We start from the raw sequence: 16,904 nt of genomic DNA, 5'->3' as shown, positions 1-16,904 counted from the left end.
ATGAACCCGTACATCGACGACGACCTGGCGACGCTGGCCGAGCATGCGCGCCGCTTTGCCACCGGGCGCGTGGCGCCCGGCTTCCTGGAGCGCGACGCCACGCGCGTGCTCGACCGCACGCTGATGCGCGAGATGGGCGAGATGGGTTTCATCGCGCCCGAGCTGCCCGAGGCCCACGGCGGCCAGGGCCTGGGCTGCCTGGCCGCCGGCGTGATCCACGAAGAGATCGCCCGCGCCGACCTGAGCCTGAGCTACATCAACCTGCTGGCCTCGCTCAACGGCCAGATCCTCTGCGAGCACGGCCGGCCCGAAGTGGTGGCGCCGTGGCTGGCAAAGCTCACGCAGGGCGAGGCGCTGTTCGCCATTGCGCTCACCGAGCCGCGCGGCGGTTCCGACGCCGCCAACCTGCGCCTGCGCGTGGAGCGCGTGGGCGATCACTACGTGCTCAACGGCGAGAAGACCTCCATCTCGGCCGCCGACCAGGCCGACGCGGCCGTGGTGTTCGGCCGCACCGGCAGCCTCGAATCGGCCGCCCACGGCGTGACCGCGCTGCTGGTGCCGATGGACCTGCCCGGCGTCACGCGCAACCGCTTCGATTGCCACGGCCAGCGCGCCATCGGGCGCGGCTCGCTGTTCTTCGAGAACGTGCGCGTGCCCGTCGACCACCGGTTGGGCGAAGAGAACAAGGGCTTCGTGCAGGTCATGCAGGGCTTCGACTTCTCGCGCGCGCTCATCGGGCTGCAGGTGCTGGCCGTGGCGCGCGTGGCGCTGGAAGAAACCTGGGAGTACGTCGCGCAGCGCGAGGCCTTCGGCAAGCCGCTGTCGGCCTTCCAGGGCGTGTCGCATCCGCTGGCCGACTTCGACACGCAGATCGAGGCCGCGCGCCTGCTGTGCCTGCAGACCCTGTGGCTCAAGGACAAGGGCGCGCCGCACACCGCCGAGGCCGCCATGTGCAAGTGGTGGGGCCCCAAGCTGGCCTACGACGCCATCCACCAGTGCCTGCTGATGTTCGGCCACGGCGGCTACGACCGCGGGCCGATGGAGCAACGCCTGCGCGACGTGCTGGGCTTCCAGATCGGCGACGGCACGGCCCAGATCATGAAGACCATCGTCGCTCGCACGCGTGCGGGGCGCTCGGCAGTGCCCGCGTAGTCGCATCCCTGGCTTTCCGGTTCGCACAACAAGAGGAGACAAGACATCATGGAATTCGACGCCGTACTGCTGCCCCCGCGCCGCGCGCGCATGGTGGCCCAGGGCCTGTGGCACGACCGCACCATCAACGATGCGCTCGACGCCTGCATTGCCGCCTGCCCCGACAAGGTGGCGCTCACCGCGGTGCGCGTGAAGGATGGCGAGGGCGACGCTGCCACCGTGCGCTTCACCTACCGCGAGCTGGGCCGCATGGCCGACCGCATCGCCGTGGGCCTGGCGCGGCTGGGCGTGGGCCGCAACGACGTGGTGGCCTGCCAGCTGCCCAACTGGTGGGAGTTCACGCTGACCTACCTGGCCTGCTCGCGCATCGGCGCGGTGATGAACCCGCTGATGCACATCTTCCGCGAGCGCGAGCTGTCGTTCATGCTGCGGCACGGCGCGGCCAAGGTGCTGATCGTGCCGTCGCGTTTCCGGGGTTTCGACTTCGCGCAGATGGCCATGGGCCTGCAGGCCGACCTGCCCGACCTCGCGCAGGTGGTGGTGGTCGGCGGCAGCGGCGCGAACAGCTTCGAGGCGCTGCTGGCCGGCCCTGCCTGGGAGCAGGCGCCCGATGCCGCTCAAATCTTGCAGCAGCACCGGCCCGGCCCCGACGACGTGACCCAGCTCATCTACACCTCGGGCACCACCGGCGAGCCCAAGGGCGTGATGCACTCGGCCAACACCACCATGGCGAACATCGTGCCCTACGCGCAGCGGCTCGGTCTGGGCGCCGGCGACGTGGTGCTCATGGCCTCGCCCATGGCGCATCAGACCGGCTTCATGTACGGGCTCATGATGCCGATCCTGCTGCAGGCCTCGGTCGTGCTGCAGGACATCTGGGAACCGAAGCAGGCCATCGCGTCGATCAACGCCGAGGGCGTGAGCTTCACCATGGCGTCCACGCCCTTCCTGTCCGACCTGTCGAAGACCGTGGCCGAGTCGGGCATGGCCGTGCCCACGCTGCGCGCTTTTCTCTGCGCTGGTGCACCCATTCCGGGCGCGCTGGTCGAGCAGGCCCGCCAGGCGCTGGGCGCCAAGATCGTGTCGGCCTGGGGCATGACCGAGAACGGCGCCGTCACGCTCACGCGGCTGGACGACGACGACGAGCGTTCCATCCACACCGACGGCTGTCCGCTGCCCGGCGTCGAGCTCAAGGTGGTCGATGTCGACGGCCTCGCGCTGCCGGCGGGCGAGATCGGCAAGCTGATGCTGCGCGCGTGTTCCAACTTCGGCGGCTACCTGAAGCGCCCGCAGCTCAACGGCACCGACGCGGCCGACTGGTTCGACACCGGCGACCTCGCGCGCATCGACGAGCGCGGTTACGTGCGCATCGCCGGGCGCACCAAGGACGTGATCATTCGCGGCGGCGAGAACATTCCCGTGGTCGAGATCGAGTCGCTGCTGTACCGCCACCCCGACGTGGCCATGGCCGCCGTGGTCGCCTACCCCGACGAGCGCCTGGGCGAGCGCGCCTGCGCGGTGGTGGTGCCCAAGCCGGGGCGGCAGGTCGACCTGCCGTCGATCGTTGCCTTCCTCAAGGCCGAGAAGGTGGCGCTGCAGTACATCCCGGAGCGCCTCGTGGTGCGCGAGACGATGCCGTCCACGCCCTCCGGAAAGATCCAGAAGTTCAAGCTGCGCGACCTGCTGCGCGCGGACGAATCGGGCGCCCCGGCCGCCTGAGCGCACCTGCCGATCCTTTCGACACAACAACGGAGACAAGACATGCAACAGAAGCAATTCGCCGCCGGCGTGGGCCGGCGGCTGGGCCGCGCCGTGGCCGCATTGGGTGGCCTCGCACTCGCCGGTCACGCGGCCTGGGCGCAGGCGCCCGCCGCCACGCCCACCGGGGCTGCGGCCTGGCCGTCCAAGCCCATCCGCGTGGTCGTCGGCTTTGCGCCCGGCGGCAGCACCGACGTGATGGCGCGCATCCTCGCGCAGTCGCTGTCGGAGTCGCTCGGCCAGACCGTGCTGATCGACAACAAGCCCGGCGCCAGCGGCAACATCTCGGCCTCCGAGGTGGTGCGCGCCGCGCCCGACGGCCACACCTTCCTCATCGCACCCACCTCGGTCGAGACCGCCAACCCCTCGCTCTTCAAGGCGAGCCTGCTGCCTTCGCGCGACCTCACGCCGGTGGCCACGGTCGGGCGCACGCAGATGTACCTCGTCGCCAAGCCGCAGCTGCCCGCGAAGGACGTGCGCGAGCTGGTCACGCTGGCGCGGGCCAAGCCCGGCACGCTCTCGTACGCCTCGGCCGGCGCGGGCACGCCGCCGCACCTGGCCTGCGAGCTGTTCAAGCAGGCCACCGACACGCAGGTCACCCACGTGCCCTACCGCGGCGCCGCGCCGGCCTTGCAAGACGTGCTCTCGGGCCAGGCCGATTTCGTCTGCGACCCCGGCATCGCCTTCCAGCACATCCGCGCCGGCAAGGCCAAGCTGCTGGGCATCGTGAGCGCCAAGCGCTCGCCCTTCTTCCCCGACGTGCCCACCGTGGGCGAGCAGGGCTTCCCGGGCGCCAACCTCGACATCTGGTTCGGCATGTGGGCGCCCAACGGCACACCGCCCGAGGTGCTGGCCCGCATGAGCGCCGAGCTCGGCAAGGCGCTGGCCCTGCCGAGCGTCAAGTCGCGCTATGGCGATCTGGGCGCGGAGCCCATCGCCATGAGCACGCCCGAGTTCCGCAAGTTGTTGGCCGACGAAGGCGCCATGCTTTCCGCGCTCATCGCGCGCCAGAAGATCGTGGTGGATTGAGTTCATGACCATGCCCGACGCTCCCGTGCTCACCCATGTCGACGGCCGCGTCGGCGTGATCACCCTGAACCGCCCGCGCCAGCTCAATGCGCTCGACGACGCGCTCATGGACGCCCTCGGCGCCGCGCTGCTGGCCTTCGACGCCGACGCGGGCATCGGCGCCATCGTCGTCACCGGCGGCGACACCGCCTTCGCCGCCGGTGCCGACATCGCGGCGATGGCCGACTGGGGCTACGCCGACGTGGTGCGCGACGATTTCATCACCCGCAACTGGGAGACCATCCGCCGCGTGCGCAAGCCCGTGATCGCCGCGGTCGCCGGCTTTGCCTACGGCGGCGGTTGCGAGCTGGCGCTGGCCTGCGACATCGTGCTGGCCGCCGAATCGGCGCGCTTTGCGTTGCCCGAGATCAAGCTCGCCATGCTGCCGGGCGCCGGCGGTACCCAGCGCCTGCCGCGCGCCATCGGCAAGGCCAAGGCGATGGAGATGTGCCTGGCCGCACGCGTGCTCGATGCGGCCGAGGCCGACCGCTACGGCCTGGTGTCGCGCGTGGTCGCGCCCGAGGCGCTCATGCCCGAGGCCCTGGCGCTGGCCGCGCGCATCGCGGGCTACTCGCTGCCGGCGCTCGTGGCGATCAAGGAGTCGGTCAACCGGGCGTGGGAATCGTCGCTGTCCGAGGGCATCTTGTTCGAGCGGCGCCAGCTGCACGCGCGCTTTGCCACCGAGGATGCACGCGAAGGCCTGCAGGCGTTCCTGGCGCGGCGCCCGCCCGTGTTCGGCCACCGCTGAGAGGGTGAGGGCGCGCGGCATGGCGCCCAAAATCGTCGGTTCCGACGACGCTGTGCGGCGGCGCGGCGCCAACAATGCGCTGGACTGTCGAACCGAACCCATCACCGGAGATTTCACATGCCCGAAGCCTATATCGTCGCCGCCGCGCGCACCGCCGGAGGCCGCCGCAACGGCCGCCTCGCCGGATGGCACCCGGCCGACCTGGCCGCACAGGTGCTCAACGCGCTCGTGGAGCGCACCGACGCCGACCCCGCGCTGATCGAAGACGTCATCATGGGCTGCGTCGGCCAGGCCGGCGAGCAGGCCTCGAACATCGCGCGCAACGCGGTGCTGGCCTCGCGCCTGCCCGAGTCGGTGCCCGCCACCTCGGTCGACCGCCAGTGCGGCTCGTCGCAGCAGGCGCTGCACTTCGCGGCGCAGGCCGTCATGTCGGGCACGATGGACATCGTGATCGCCGCCGGCGTCGAGAGCATGAGCCGCGTGCCCATGGGCCTGCCCACCACGCTGCCGCTGAAGAACAACCTGGGCTTCTACGTGAGCCCGGGCATGGAAAAGCGCTACCCCGGCATCCAGTTCAGCCAGTTCACGGGCGCCGAGATGATCGCCCGCAACTACGGCATCGAGAAAGACGCGCTCGACCGCTACGCGCTCGAAAGCCACCACCGCGCCATCGCCGCCACCAAGGCCGGCCACTTCGAGCGCGAGATCGTGCCCGTGGCCGTGCGCATGGCCGATGGCACCGAGACCGGCGAGCTGCACACCACCGACGAAGGCATCCGCTACGACGCCACGCTGGAGAGCATCGCCGGCGTCAAGCTCATCGCCGAAGGCGGGCGCTGCACGGCGGCCACCGCCAGCCAGATCTGCGACGGCGCCAGCGGCCTCATGGTCGTGAACGAGCGCGGCCTGAAGACGCTGGGCGTGAAGCCGCTGGCGCGCATCCATCACATGAGCGTGCTGGGCCACGACCCGGTCATCATGCTCGAGGCCCCGCTGCCCGCCACGCAGCGCGCGCTGCAAAAGGCCGGCATGAAGATCGAGGACATCGACCTGTACGAAGTCAACGAAGCCTTCGCGCCCGTGCCCATCGCCTGGCTGAAGGCGCTGGGCGCCGACCCGGCCCGCATCAACGTGAACGGCGGCGCCATTGCGCTGGGCCACCCGCTGGGCGCCTCGGGCACCAAGCTGATGACCACGCTGGTGAACGCCCTGGGCCAGCGCGGCAAGCGCTACGGCCTGCAGACGATGTGCGAAGGCGGCGGCATGGCCAACGTGACCATCGTAGAGCGGCTCTGACGAAGCCGGGCGGCCCTTGCGCCGCCAACCTGGCAGCGCCCGCGGGGGCGGCGCTGACCTTTTCCGTTCCCTCACAAAAAGAGATCGACGCATGATTCATGACAACGATCGCGGAGACAAGACGAACACCCCCCTGTTGCGCATCGACGCGGTGTCGGTGCGCTTCGGCGGCATCGTGGCGCTCGATGGCGTCTCGTTCGACGTGCGGCGGGGCCAGATCTGCGGCCTCATCGGACCGAACGGGGCGGGCAAGAGCACACTGTTCAACTGTCTCTCGCGCCTGTACGAGTGCAGCGCCGGCCGCATCGAGTTCGACGGCCATCCGCTCACACGCCTGCCGCGCCACCGCATGGCGGGCCTGGGCATCGGGCGCACCTTCCAGAACCTGGCGCTGTTTCGCACGATGACCGTGCGCGACAACGTGCTGGTGGGTTGCCACAGCAAGCACCACGCGGGCTTTCTGCGCAACGCCTTCCGGTTGCCCGGCGTGGCGGCCATCGAGTCGCAGGCGCGGGCGCGGGCCGACCAGCTGATCCACTTTCTCGACCTCGAGGCCGTGGCCGAACGCGAAGTGGCCGACCTGCCTTTCGGCACGCAGAAGCGCGTCGAGCTGGCACGCGCGCTGGCGGCCGAGCCGCAACTGCTGCTGCTCGACGAGCCGGCCTGCGGCCTGAACCACGAAGAACTCGAAAGCCTGGGCACGTTGATCCGCGACATCCGCGATCGACTGAACGTGACGGTGCTGCTGGTCGAACACCACATGAGCCTCGTGATGGGCGTGTCGGACCAGGTGGTGGCGCTGAACTTCGGCAAGAAGATCGCCGAGGGCACGCCGGCCGAGGTGCGCGCGCACCCCGAGGTGATCCGTGCCTACCTGGGTGAGGAAGAAGAAGCGGAGGCCATGGCATGACCACGAACATTCTTGAGGTGCGCGGTCTGCATGCGGCGTATGGGCCGACGCGCGTGCTGCAGGGCATCGACCTCGACATTCCCGCGGGCCAGGTCGTGGCGCTGCTGGGTGCCAACGGCGCCGGCAAGACCACCACGCTGCGCGCGCTGTGCCAGATGATGGTGAGCACCGAGGGCCGCATCATGCTGGCCGGCCAGCGCATCGACGGCCGCTCGACCGAGCAGATCGCCAAGGCCGGCGTGGGCCACGTGCCCGACGGGCGCGGCACCTTCCTGGGCCTCACGACCGAGGAGAACCTGCGACTGGGCGCCTACGCCCGTGCGAGCCGCGAGGGCATCGACGCCGACATGGAGCGCGTGTTCGGCTACTTCCCGCGCCTGCGCGAGCGCCGTGCCCAGCAGGCCGGCACGCTGTCGGGCGGCGAGCAGCAGATGCTCGCCATCGGCCGCGCGCTCATGGGCAAGCCGCGCCTGCTGCTGCTCGACGAGCCGTCCTTCGGGCTCGCGCCGCTCATCGTGAAGGACATCTTCTCGATCATGCGGCGCATCAACAAGGAAGAGCGCGTGTCGATTCTTCTGGTGGAGCAGAACGCCAAGCTCGCGCTCGACCTGGCCGACTCGGCCTACCTCCTGGAAACCGGCCGCATCGTGCTCTCGGGCACCGCCGCCGAAATCCGCCGCAACGACGCCGTGCGCAAAGCGTATCTCGGCGAATAAGGGCCTCACACCGATGAACGCATTCCTGCACCAACTGCTGGCGGGCCTGGCCACCGGCGGCATCTACGCCAGCGTTGCACTGGCGCTGGTGATGATCTACCAGGCCACGCACCACATCAACTTCGCGCAGGGCGAGATGGCGATGTTCTCGACCTTCATCGCCTGGAGCCTCATGCAGGCCGGCCTGCCGTACTGGGCCGCTTTCGTTGCGACGGTGGCCTTGTCCTTCGTGCTCGCGGCCGTGGTGGAGTTCACCGTCATCCGGCCCATGCACGACAAGCCCGCGCTGTCGGTGGTGGTGGTGTTCATCGGCCTCTTGGTGATCTTCCACAGCCTGGCGGGATGGCTCTTCGGCTACACCATCAAGCAGTTCCCGAGCCCGTTCCCGTCGGACGCGTGGTTCGGCAGCGCGATGATGTCGGCGCACGAAATGGGCGCCATCGGCGTCACGCTGCTGGTCGTGCTGCTGCTGTTCGCGTTCTTCCGCTTCACGCCGCTGGGTTTGGCGATGCGCGCTGCGGCGCAGAACGCGGCCTCGTCGCGGCTGGTGGGCATCAACGTCGGGCGCATGCTCATGCTGGGCTGGGGCCTGGCCGGCGCCATCGGCGCGGTGGCCGGGATGATGGTCGCGCCCGTGGTCTTTCTCGACCCGCACATGATGACTGGCGTGCTGCTCTACGCCTTTGCCGGTGCACTCATCGGCGGCATCGACAGCCCCGTGGGCGCGGTGCTCGGCGGCTTCATCGTCGGCGTGCTAGAGAACCTCATCGGCACCTACGTGGTGGGTACCGAACTCAAGCTGTCGGTGGCGCTGGTGCTGATCGTCGGCGTGCTCATCGTCAAGCCCTCCGGCCTCATGGGCCGCAAGTTGGTCACTCGAGTCTGATCGCATGAACTCCCCTCAAGCCTCCTCCTTGCCGACCGTCATGGCACCGCTCGCTGCATCGGCCAGCGCACGCGCCGCCAAGCCCTCGCGCTCGCCGCTCATGTGGGTCGGCCTGCTGATCGTGCTGGCCATCGGCATCACCTTCGTGGCGCGCGGCTACCAGCTGTTCCAGGCGACCATGGTGATCTCGTACGCGATCGCGCTGCTGGGCCTGAACATCCTCACGGGCTACAACGGGCAGATCTCGCTCGGCCACGGCGCCTTCTATGCCATTGGCGCCTACACCACCGGCATCCTCATGGAGCATGCGGGCGTGCCGTACTGGCTCACGGTGCCGGCAGCGGCCGTGGTGTGCCTGGTCGTCGGCTACCTGTTCGGGCGGCCCGCGCTCAAGCTCGAAGGGCTGTACTTGGCGCTGGCCACCTTCGCGCTCGGCGTGGCGATGCCGCAGCTGCTCAAGTACAAGCACCTCGAGGCCTGGACCGGCGGCGTGCAGGGCATCGTGCTCATGAAGCCCGCCGCGCCCTTCGGCCTGCCGCTCAACGAAGACCAGTGGCTCTACCTGTTCTCGCTGTTCGTCGCGGTCGTGATGTTCTTCATCGCCCACAACCTGCTGCAAAGCGGCAGCGGCCGGGCCATGCGCGCCATCCGCGACCACGCCATGGCCTCCGAGGCGATGGGCGTGGACAACAGCCACTACAAGGCCATGACCTTTGGCGTCTCGGCCGCGTACACCGGCGTGGGCGGTGCGCTGTCGGCCATTGCCGTGCAGTTCGTGGCGCCCGATTCGTTCACGCTGTTCCTGTCGATCTCGCTGCTGGTGGGCATCGTGGTGGGCGGCGTGGGCACGCTGTACGGCGCGATCTTCGGCGCGCTCTTCATCATGTTCGTGCCCTCGCTGGCCGAGAAGGTCTCCAAGGCCGCGCCATGGGCGGTGTACGGCGTCGTGCTGATCGCCTTCATGTTCGCGATGCCCGGCGGCGTGGTCGGGTTGCTGCGCAAGCTCCAGGCACGCGTCGCCCGTGCACGATGACGCGACGCTGATCGCGAACGCACTGCAGCGGCTGGCCGGGCAACTCGTGTCCGGTGGCCATGCGGTGCAGGCCGTGCGCCGGCTCTCGGGCGGCGCCAGCCAGCAGACCTGGGCTTTCGATGTGACGACCACCGGCGCAGGCCGTGCGCATACGCAGCCGCTGGTGCTGCGCCGCGCCGCCGATGCCAGCGGCGCGCGCGCCCTGGGCACTGCGGGCCTCGCTGCGGAAGCGCAGCTCATCGAAGCCGCACGCGCAGGCGGCGTGCCCGTGCCCGGCGTGCGCCATGTGCTGCAGCCGGCGGACGGGCTCGGCGAAGGCTTCGTCATGGACCGCATCGAGGGCGAAACCCTGGGCCGCCGCATCGTGCGCGACGAACGCCTGGCCGGCGCGCGCCGCGTGCTGGCGCGCCAGTGCGGCACCGCCATGGCGCGCATCCATCGACTGCCCGCACACAACCTGCCGCGGCTGCGCACGGCCGCCGCACGCGCGGAACTCGACTTCCAGATCGACCTGCACCGCAGCCACGGCACCGCGCGCCCCGTGTTCGAACTCGCGTTCCGCTGGCTGCGCGCGAACGCACCGGCCGACGTGCCCGCGCCGGTGCTCGTGCACGGCGACTTCCGCAACGGCAACCTGATGGTCGGCGAGGAGGGCCTGCGCGCCGTGCTCGACTGGGAACTTGCGCACTTCGGCGATCCCATGGAAGACCTCGGCTGGATGTGCGTGCGCTCCTGGCGCTTCGGCCACGGCGCGTTCCCCGTGGGCGGCTTCGGCACGCGCGAGCAACTGTTCGAGGGCTACACCGCCGAAGGCGGGCAGGTCGATGCGGAACGCGTGCGCTGGTGGGAAGTGCTGGGCACGCTCAAGTGGGGCATCGTCTGCGAAGCCATGGTGCACGCCTGGCTCAGCGGCCGCGAGCGCGATGTCGAGAAGGCCGCCATCGGCCGCCGCGCGTCGGAGGCCGAGTCGGACCTGCTGGCCCTGCTCGCACCCGAGGAAGAGGCCGCCTGATGCAAGACCGCCCCGACATCGCCGAGCTGCTCGAGGCCGTCGCCGCCTTCCTGCGCGAGCAGGTGGTGCCGGCCACCGAAGGGCAGGTCGCGTTCCACGCGCGCGTGGCGGCGAACACGCTCGACATCGTGCGGCGCGAAGTGCAGCTCGGCCCGCTCGCGCAGGCGAGTGAGCTGGCGCGACTTCACGCACTGCTGGGCCCCGGCGCACCCGTCGATCTGGCCGATGCCAACCGCCTGCTCTGCACCCGCATCGCCACAGGCGAACTCGACCCCACCACGCCCGGCCTGATCGAGCACCTGCGCCAGACCACGCGCGACAAGCTCGCCATCGACCAGCCCGGCTACGCCGCCGGCACGACGAAGAAGAAGGAAAACTGAGCCATGGACTTCGACCTGCCCCGCGACCTCGTCGATTACCTCGCCGAACTCGACGCTTTCATCGACCGCGAGATCGCGCCGCTGCAGGCGCAGGACGACAACGAACGCTTCTTCGACCACCGCCGCGAATGGGCCCGCACCGACTTCGAGAACGGCGGCCTGCCACGCCCCGAGTGGGAAGCGCTGCTGGCCGAGGCGCGCCGCCGCGCCGACCGCGCGGGCCATCTGCGCTTCGGGTTGCCCACCGCGTTCGGCGGGCGCGACGGCAGCAACCTCTGGATGGCCGTGATCCGCGAGCACTTTGCCGCGCGCGGCCTGGGCCTGCACAACGACTTGCAGAACGAGCATTCGATCGTCGCCAACAACCCCTTCGTGCTCGCCATTCGCGACTTCGGATCGCCCGCGCAGTGCGACGAACTCATCCAGGGCATGCTCGACGAGCGCGTGCGCCTCACCTTCGGCCTCACCGAACCGCAGCACGGCTCCGACGCCACCCACATGGAAACGCGTGCCGTGCCCGAGGCGCGCCACGGCCGCGCCGGCTTTCGCATCGACGGCGAAAAGATGTGGACCACCGGCATGCACACCGCCACGCACTGCGTGCTGTTCGCACGCACCAGCGGACGCGACGGCGACCCGCGCGGCATCAGCGCATTGCTCGTGCCCGCGAAGGCCGAGGGCGTGAAGATCGAGGAGTACCTCTGGACCTTCAACATGCCCACCGACCACCCGCGCGTGAGCTTCACGAACGTGTGGGTGCCCGAAGCCGCCGTGCTCGGCCCGCTCGACGGCGGGCTGGCCATTGCCCAGCACTTCGTGCACGAGAACCGCATCCGCCAGGCCGCGTCGAGCCTGGGCGCCGCCGACTACTGCGTGCGCGAGAGCGTCAAGTACGCGCGAGAGCGCAAGCCCTTCGGCGAGGAACTGGCGCGCAACCAGGGCATCCAGTTTCCGCTGGTCGAGCTGGCCACGCAGGTCGAGATGCTGCGCCTGTTGATTCGCAAGACCGCGTGGCAGATGGACCAGGTGCCCAAGCCGCAGGTCGAGAAGCAGCTGTCCGACAAGGTCTCGATGTGCAACTACTGGGCCAACCGCCTCGTGTGCGAGGCCGCCGATCGCGCGATGCAGGTGCACGGCGGCATCGGCTATTCGCGCCACAAGCCCTTCGAACACATCTACCGCCACCACCGCCGCTACCGCATCACCGAGGGCTCCGAAGAGATCCAGATGCGCAAGGTGGCAGGCCACCTCTTCGGCTACATGGGGCCGAACCGGGCCACGGCCTGAACCGCTTTCCGACGACTGACGATGCAGGCCAGCCGGCCACTCAGCAACACAGAAGGAGACACGCGACATGGTTCATCCGCTTTCCCGCCGCACCGCATTGGCCGCCGGCCTGGCCACGCTCTGCATCAGCCTGCCCGCCCTGGCCCAGAAGAAGCCCGAAGCCGGCGTGAGCGACGCCGAGATCGTGCTGGGCATGCCCATGCCGCTGTCGGGGCCCGTGTCGGGCTACTCGGTGGTCGGCAAGGTGGCCGAGGCCTACTTCAAGAAACTCAACGAGCAGGGCGGCATCCACGGGCGCAAGGTGCGCCTCTTGATCTACGACGACCAGTACTCGCCGCCCAAGACCGTCGAGGTGGCGCGCCGCCTCGTCGAGGAAGACCAGGTGCTCGCCCTCTTCGGCAACCTGGGCACCGCGCCCAACATGGCGATTCAGCGCTACATGAACGCCAAGAAAGTGCCGCAGCTCTTCGTGCAGTCGGGCGCCGCGCAGTTCGACGACGCTGCCAGGTACCCGTGGACCGTGCCCTTCCTCGGCAGCTACCAGGGCGAGGGCCGCGTGTTCGCGCGCCACATCATCGAGAACCGGCCCGATGCCAAGATCGCCGTGCTCATGCAGAACGACGACCTCGGCCGCGAAGTGCTCAAGGGCCTGCAGGAAGGCCTGTCGAAGCAGAGCAAGGCGAAGATCGTGGCGCAGGCCACCTTCGAGGTGACCGACCCCACCGTCGATTCGCAGGTGGTGCAGCTCAAGTCGTCGGGCGCCGACGTGCTCGTGATGGCCGCCACCGCGCGCACCGCCGCGCAGGCCATCCGCAAGGTCGCCGACGTGGGCTGGACGCCCGACCGGTACCTCAACTTTGCCGCCGCCTCCGTGAAGATGGCCTTCGAGCCCGCGGGCGCCGACAAGGCCAAGGGCGTGGTCGCGCTCGCCGTCTACAAGGAGCCCATGAGCCCGCGCTGGAGCCGCGACCCCGAGGTGCTCGAGTACCTCGAGCTGCTCAAGACCCACGCCAGCGGCGTCGACCCGAGCAACGGCAGCGGCGTGTCGGGCTACATCGTCGCGCAGCTCATGGCACACGTGCTGCGCGAGGCCGGCGCCAACCCCACGCGCGAGAGCGTGCGCGTGGCCGCCAGCACCCTCAAGAGCCCGCGCATCTCGATGCTGCTGCCCGGCGTGGCCATGGCCAATTCGGCCGCCGACCTGCACGCCTACGCCTCCATGCAGCCCGTGCGCTTCAACGGCGTGGACCTCGACCCGGTCGGGCCCGCGCTGAACATGAAGTGAACCCCTTTTTTTTTCTACTCACGCCCTTCGGAGCCCACCCATGAGCCCACCTGACGACCAGGACCCCCTTCTGTACGAGCGCGACGGCGACGTCGCCATCCTCAGTTTCAACATTCCCAAGCGGCTCAACCCGCTCACCGTGCCGCTGCAGCAGGCCTTGCGCCAGCGGCTCGCGCAGCTGCGCGACGAAGGCGAGGTGCGCGCCGTGGTACTCACCGGCGTCGGCAAATCGTTCTGCGTGGGCGCCGACCTCGGCAGCATGGACGCCAGCGCGCCCGGCAGCCTGGGCCAGCGCACGGCCGATGCAATGGAGGCGACGTCGAACCGCCTCATCGAAGACCTGCGCAGCATGCCCTTCCCTGTGGTGAGCGCCATCAACGGCCCCGCCGCGGGCGCCGGCGTGGGCGTGGCGCTGGCCGCCGACGTCGTGCTGGTGGCGCGCTCCGCCTACTTCTACCTGCCCTTCATGCCGCGCCTGGGCATCGTGCCCGACCTGGGCACCACCTGGTTCCTCGAACGGCTCGTGGGCCGCGCAAGAGCCATTGGCATGTCGCTGCTCGGCGAGCGCCTGTCGGGCGAACAGGCCGCGCAATGGGGCCTCGTGTGGGCCTGCGTGGACGACGCTGAACTGCGCACCCAGGCCGTGGCCGTCGCACAGCGGCTCGCGCGCCTGCCCGCGCACGCAGCGCACGAGATCCGCGCCGTGTACGAATCGGCCGCGAGCCAGTCGCTCGTCGGCCAGATGCGCCACGAGGCCGAGCGCCAGCGCGAGCTGATCGACCGGCCCGACTTCGCCGAAGGCGTAAAGGCCTTCATGGAGAAACGCGAGCCCGTGTTCCGTCGGCCATGAGCGGGGCCACCGATTCAACGGCCCCGGCGGGCATCGAGTTCGACGCCGACCGCCTGCAGCGCTATTTGCGGCAGGCGCTGCCCGAGCTCGAAGGCCCGATGCGCCTGGCGCGCATCGGCGGCGGGCAGTCGAACCCCACCTTCTTCGTCGACTTCGACAACCGCGCGCTGGTGCTGCGCAAGCAGCCGCCCGGCGAGCTGCTGCCCTCGGCCCACGCGGTCGACCGCGAGTACCGCGTGCTGCGCGCGCTGGCCGGCACCGACGTGCCCGTGCCGCGCACCGTGCTGTACTGCGACGACCGCGCCGTGGTGGGCACGCCCTTCTACGTCATGGACAAGCTCGAAGGCCGCGTGCTGTCGAACTACGCGCTGCCCGGCATCGCGCCCGCCGAGCGCCGCGCCTACTACTTCGCCATGGCCGAGACCCTGGCGCGCCTGCACGCCGTCGACCTTGCCGCCGTCGGCCTCACCGACTACGGCCGCCCCGGCAACTTCTTCCAGCGCCAGATCGCGCGCTGGACGCGGCAGTGGGAAGCCTCGCGCACGCGCGAAGACGCCAACATCGACCGCCTCATCGCCTGGCTGCCCGCCAACCTTCCACCGGGCGACCAGACCACCATCGCGCACGGCGACTTCCGTTTCGGCAACCTCATGTTCCACCCCACCGAGCCGCGCGTGATCGCCGTGCTCGACTGGGAGCTGTCGACCCTGGGCCACCCGCTGGCCGACGTGGCCTACAACTGCATGGCCTGGCACACCGGCGCCGACGAGTTCGAAGGCATGCAGGGCATCGACCTCGCGGCCGAAGGCATCCCCACGCAGGCCGAGTACATCGCCCACTACCAGCAGGCCGGCGGCTGCGCCGAGCCGGTGACCAACTTTCACCTGGCGTTCTCGCTGTTCCGCTTCGCCGTGATCCTCGAAGGCATCGCCGCGCGCGCCAAGAGCGGCAGCGCGGCGGCGGCAGATGCGGTGCAGGTGGGGGCGCAGGCCGCGGGGTTTGCGCGGCGGGCGGTGGCGCTGATCGACTAGAACGCTGCACCTGAGAAGTCTCCGTATCATTTCGGCTGTCCCTCGGCACAGCGAAAGAGTCCATGCTTCTCATCAGATCCGCCACGAGCGGCCTCTTCGGCTTTATCGATGTCGGAGGGGAGACGGTTGTTCCTCCGCAGTTCCACGACGTCGGGCCTTTTGCCACGAACGGCCTTGCGGTTGCGCGATTGGATGTCGAAAGCGAAACCGGCATCGGGTTCATCGATCGAACGGGTCGCACCGTGGTCGGCCCGTCGTTCCATCAGGCCGAAGATTTTTCCAGCCAAGGCATCTCCAAGGTGATCCTCGACCGGGAACAGCTGTTTCAGCACGGCTTCGTGGATGCCAAGGGCCACAAGGTCTTCACAGCGGTTTTCGAATACGCCCGCTCGTTCGACGACTCGAGCCTCGCGACGATCCGGACCCCGGAAGGCACCTGCGGATGCATTGACATCCGCGGGGGGCTGGTGATTCCGACCCTCTACGACGGGATCGGTGCGTTCGCGGCCAATGGCCTTGCCAAGGCCCGGCGCGCCGACTTCACCGGATTCATCGACGTCACCGGCAAGGAAGTGCTGCGCCCGGCATTCAAGACATTCGGTGAGTTCGATGCGTGCGGGCTGGCGACCTTCAAGGGAGGTAATCATCGCCATGGCTACATGGACGCGAACGGTGAACCCCGAATTCCAGCCCGCTATGTGGAGGCTGCCGGCTTCGCCAAGAACGGACTCGCCAAAGTCCGCGTCGGGGAGAAATGGGGCTTCATCGACACGGCCGGGAATGTGGCGATCGACCCCGTCTTCGATGACCTGTCGAGCTTTTGCTATGCAGGATTCGCCGTCTTTCTGCACACGAACCACAAATGGGGATGCATCGATGCCACGGGCGAGGTGGTCATCGATCCGGTGTACGACGACATCGATCTGTCGTTCGATCCGCAGGTGCTCGATGTCGTGCGCGATGGCGTCCGTGGCTACATCACGAAGGCCGGCACGTGGATCGGCAGCTATGCCCGGTAGGCGTCGGCCAGCCAGCCAGCTAGCTAGCTAGCTAGCTAGCTAGCTAGCGGGGCAGGGCGCCCGTCAGCCGCCGATGGGCGAGCACAGCTCGACCAGCGTGCCGTCGGGGCAGCGCACGTACGAGACCACCTGTCCCCAGGGCTTGGTCACTGGTGCCGACAGCTGCGTGGCGCCGGCCGCCAGCGCGCGGCTGTGCGCGGCGGGCACGTCGGGCGTCACGAGGCCCAGCTCCATGCCCAGCGGTTGGGCGGAATCCGAGGCGGCGACATGCCCGCCCGGAAAGTTGGAATCGGCGAGTGCGTGCGCGGCAAAGGACAACGTGGTCTCGCCGGTTTCAAGCTCGCCGTAAGTGCCCGATTCGTGCAGGAAGCGCGTGGGCAGGCCGAAGGCTTGTTCGAAGAACTTCAGCGATTGGGCGACGTCGGGAACGTAGACGATGGTGTAGCCGAGTTTCATGCGTGAGGGCGCGTTGC

The 16,904-nt window shown here is 69.3% G+C and carries 17 protein-coding genes; 16 read left to right on the top strand and 1 reads right to left on the bottom strand.

Translation table 11 applies throughout. The features are described 5' to 3' along the window. The 16 genes from aliB to RZE79_RS26610 all read left to right on the top strand — a co-directional run bounded on the left by aliB (position 1) and on the right by RZE79_RS26610 (position 16,431). Positions 1-1,152, top strand: a complete 1,152-nt coding sequence (gene aliB / locus RZE79_RS26685) for a cyclohexanecarboxyl-CoA dehydrogenase (RefSeq protein WP_319357546.1) — start codon at positions 1-3, stop codon at positions 1,150-1,152. A gap of 48 nt (positions 1,153-1,200) precedes the next feature. Further along, on the top strand, positions 1,201-2,871 hold the full coding sequence (gene aliA / locus RZE79_RS26680; RefSeq protein ID WP_319357545.1) for a cyclohexanecarboxylate-CoA ligase: 1,671 nt from the start codon (positions 1,201-1,203) through the stop codon (positions 2,869-2,871). Between the two features lie 42 nt (positions 2,872-2,913). After that, entirely contained in the window at positions 2,914-3,939 is a 1,026-nt protein-coding gene (locus tag RZE79_RS26675) for a tripartite tricarboxylate transporter substrate binding protein (protein WP_319357544.1), read from the top strand. A 10-nt stretch (positions 3,940-3,949) separates the two neighbouring features. Continuing rightward, positions 3,950-4,726 (top strand): enoyl-CoA hydratase-related protein, encoded by a 777-nt coding sequence (locus RZE79_RS26670; RefSeq protein ID WP_319361305.1) that lies wholly within the window; start codon positions 3,950-3,952, stop codon positions 4,724-4,726. A gap of 117 nt (positions 4,727-4,843) precedes the next feature. Beyond that, positions 4,844-6,022: an acetyl-CoA C-acetyltransferase gene (locus RZE79_RS26665; RefSeq protein WP_319357543.1), complete on the top strand. Its 1,179-nt coding sequence runs from the start codon at positions 4,844-4,846 to the stop codon at positions 6,020-6,022. A 91-nt stretch (positions 6,023-6,113) separates the two neighbouring features. Further along, positions 6,114-6,932, top strand: coding sequence for an ABC transporter ATP-binding protein (locus tag RZE79_RS26660; protein WP_153281997.1), 819 nt, complete (start codon positions 6,114-6,116; stop codon positions 6,930-6,932). Further along, complete coding sequence (locus RZE79_RS26655) at positions 6,929-7,648, top strand: ABC transporter ATP-binding protein (protein WP_319357542.1); 720 nt, start codon at positions 6,929-6,931, stop codon at positions 7,646-7,648. Before RZE79_RS26660 ends, RZE79_RS26655 begins: the two co-directional genes overlap by 4 nt. Before the next feature lie 13 nt (positions 7,649-7,661). Then, positions 7,662-8,534, top strand: a complete 873-nt coding sequence (locus tag RZE79_RS26650; protein ID WP_056577629.1) for a branched-chain amino acid ABC transporter permease — start codon at positions 7,662-7,664, stop codon at positions 8,532-8,534. A 4-nt stretch (positions 8,535-8,538) separates the two neighbouring features. Next, positions 8,539-9,567 carry a branched-chain amino acid ABC transporter permease gene (locus RZE79_RS26645; RefSeq protein WP_373696511.1) on the top strand — a complete coding sequence of 343 codons (1,029 nt, stop codon included), beginning with the start codon at positions 8,539-8,541 and terminating at the stop codon, positions 9,565-9,567. Continuing rightward, a complete protein-coding gene (locus RZE79_RS26640) occupies positions 9,557-10,579 on the top strand; it encodes a phosphotransferase family protein (RefSeq protein ID WP_319357541.1) in 1,023 nt (340 codons plus the stop codon). The genes RZE79_RS26645 and RZE79_RS26640 overlap by 11 nt, the downstream gene beginning before the upstream one ends. Then, entirely contained in the window at positions 10,579-10,959 is a 381-nt protein-coding gene (locus RZE79_RS26635) for a DUF6285 domain-containing protein (protein ID WP_319357540.1), read from the top strand. Before RZE79_RS26640 ends, RZE79_RS26635 begins: the two co-directional genes overlap by 1 nt. Before the next feature lie 3 nt (positions 10,960-10,962). Beyond that, on the top strand, positions 10,963-12,246 hold the full coding sequence (locus tag RZE79_RS26630) for an acyl-CoA dehydrogenase family protein (RefSeq protein WP_319357539.1): 1,284 nt from the start codon (positions 10,963-10,965) through the stop codon (positions 12,244-12,246). Positions 12,247-12,313: 67 nt separating this feature from the next. Continuing rightward, positions 12,314-13,531: an ABC transporter substrate-binding protein gene (locus RZE79_RS26625; RefSeq protein WP_319357538.1), complete on the top strand. Its 1,218-nt coding sequence runs from the start codon at positions 12,314-12,316 to the stop codon at positions 13,529-13,531. Positions 13,532-13,571: 40 nt separating this feature from the next. After that, positions 13,572-14,381 carry an enoyl-CoA hydratase-related protein gene (locus RZE79_RS26620; RefSeq protein WP_319357537.1) on the top strand — a complete coding sequence of 270 codons (810 nt, stop codon included), beginning with the start codon at positions 13,572-13,574 and terminating at the stop codon, positions 14,379-14,381. Continuing rightward, positions 14,378-15,412, top strand: a complete 1,035-nt coding sequence (locus RZE79_RS26615) for a phosphotransferase (protein WP_319357536.1) — start codon at positions 14,378-14,380, stop codon at positions 15,410-15,412. Before RZE79_RS26620 ends, RZE79_RS26615 begins: the two co-directional genes overlap by 4 nt. A 62-nt stretch (positions 15,413-15,474) precedes the next feature. Next, the gene (locus RZE79_RS26610; RefSeq protein WP_319357535.1) at positions 15,475-16,431 is read left to right on the top strand and encodes a WG repeat-containing protein; all 957 of its coding nucleotides are present in this window, start codon (positions 15,475-15,477) and stop codon (positions 16,429-16,431) included. A 63-nt stretch (positions 16,432-16,494) separates the two neighbouring features. Here the strand turns inward: RZE79_RS26610 and RZE79_RS26605 are convergent, their stop codons facing one another. Further along, positions 16,495-16,887, bottom strand: a complete 393-nt coding sequence (locus RZE79_RS26605) for a VOC family protein (protein ID WP_099793022.1) — start codon at positions 16,885-16,887, stop codon at positions 16,495-16,497. Positions 16,888-16,904 lie beyond the last annotated feature (17 nt).

Source organism: Variovorax sp. EBFNA2 (assembly GCF_033802765.1).
In the GTDB taxonomy this organism is placed as follows: domain Bacteria; phylum Pseudomonadota; class Gammaproteobacteria; order Burkholderiales; family Burkholderiaceae_C; genus Variovorax; species Variovorax paradoxus_H.
This window is presented reverse-complemented; position numbering and strand designations above follow the sequence as displayed.

Excerpts from the sequence above, each read along its gene's own strand:
- RZE79_RS26630 (WP_319357539.1), top strand. The coding sequence starts at position 10,963 with ATGGACTTCGACCTGCCCCGCGACCTCGTCGATTACCTCGCCGAACTC.
- RZE79_RS26670 (WP_319361305.1), top strand. The coding sequence starts at position 3,950 with ATGCCCGACGCTCCCGTGCTCACCCATGTCGACGGCCGCGTCGGCGTG.
- RZE79_RS26645 (WP_373696511.1), top strand. The coding sequence starts at position 8,539 with ATGAACTCCCCTCAAGCCTCCTCCTTGCCGACCGTCATGGCACCGCTC.
- aliA (WP_319357545.1), top strand. The coding sequence starts at position 1,201 with ATGGAATTCGACGCCGTACTGCTGCCCCCGCGCCGCGCGCGCATGGTG.
- RZE79_RS26635 (WP_319357540.1), top strand. The coding sequence starts at position 10,579 with ATGCAAGACCGCCCCGACATCGCCGAGCTGCTCGAGGCCGTCGCCGCC.
- aliB (WP_319357546.1), top strand. The coding sequence starts at position 1 with ATGAACCCGTACATCGACGACGACCTGGCGACGCTGGCCGAGCATGCG.
- RZE79_RS26660 (WP_153281997.1), top strand. The coding sequence starts at position 6,114 with ATGATTCATGACAACGATCGCGGAGACAAGACGAACACCCCCCTGTTG.
- RZE79_RS26605 (WP_099793022.1), bottom strand. The coding sequence starts at position 16,887 with ATGAAACTCGGCTACACCATCGTCTACGTTCCCGACGTCGCCCAATCG.
- RZE79_RS26655 (WP_319357542.1), top strand. The coding sequence starts at position 6,929 with ATGACCACGAACATTCTTGAGGTGCGCGGTCTGCATGCGGCGTATGGG.
- RZE79_RS26610 (WP_319357535.1), top strand. The coding sequence starts at position 15,475 with ATGCTTCTCATCAGATCCGCCACGAGCGGCCTCTTCGGCTTTATCGAT.
- RZE79_RS26665 (WP_319357543.1), top strand. The coding sequence starts at position 4,844 with ATGCCCGAAGCCTATATCGTCGCCGCCGCGCGCACCGCCGGAGGCCGC.
- RZE79_RS26625 (WP_319357538.1), top strand. The coding sequence starts at position 12,314 with ATGGTTCATCCGCTTTCCCGCCGCACCGCATTGGCCGCCGGCCTGGCC.
- RZE79_RS26620 (WP_319357537.1), top strand. The coding sequence starts at position 13,572 with ATGAGCCCACCTGACGACCAGGACCCCCTTCTGTACGAGCGCGACGGC.
- RZE79_RS26615 (WP_319357536.1), top strand. The coding sequence starts at position 14,378 with ATGAGCGGGGCCACCGATTCAACGGCCCCGGCGGGCATCGAGTTCGAC.
- RZE79_RS26650 (WP_056577629.1), top strand. The coding sequence starts at position 7,662 with ATGAACGCATTCCTGCACCAACTGCTGGCGGGCCTGGCCACCGGCGGC.
- RZE79_RS26675 (WP_319357544.1), top strand. The coding sequence starts at position 2,914 with ATGCAACAGAAGCAATTCGCCGCCGGCGTGGGCCGGCGGCTGGGCCGC.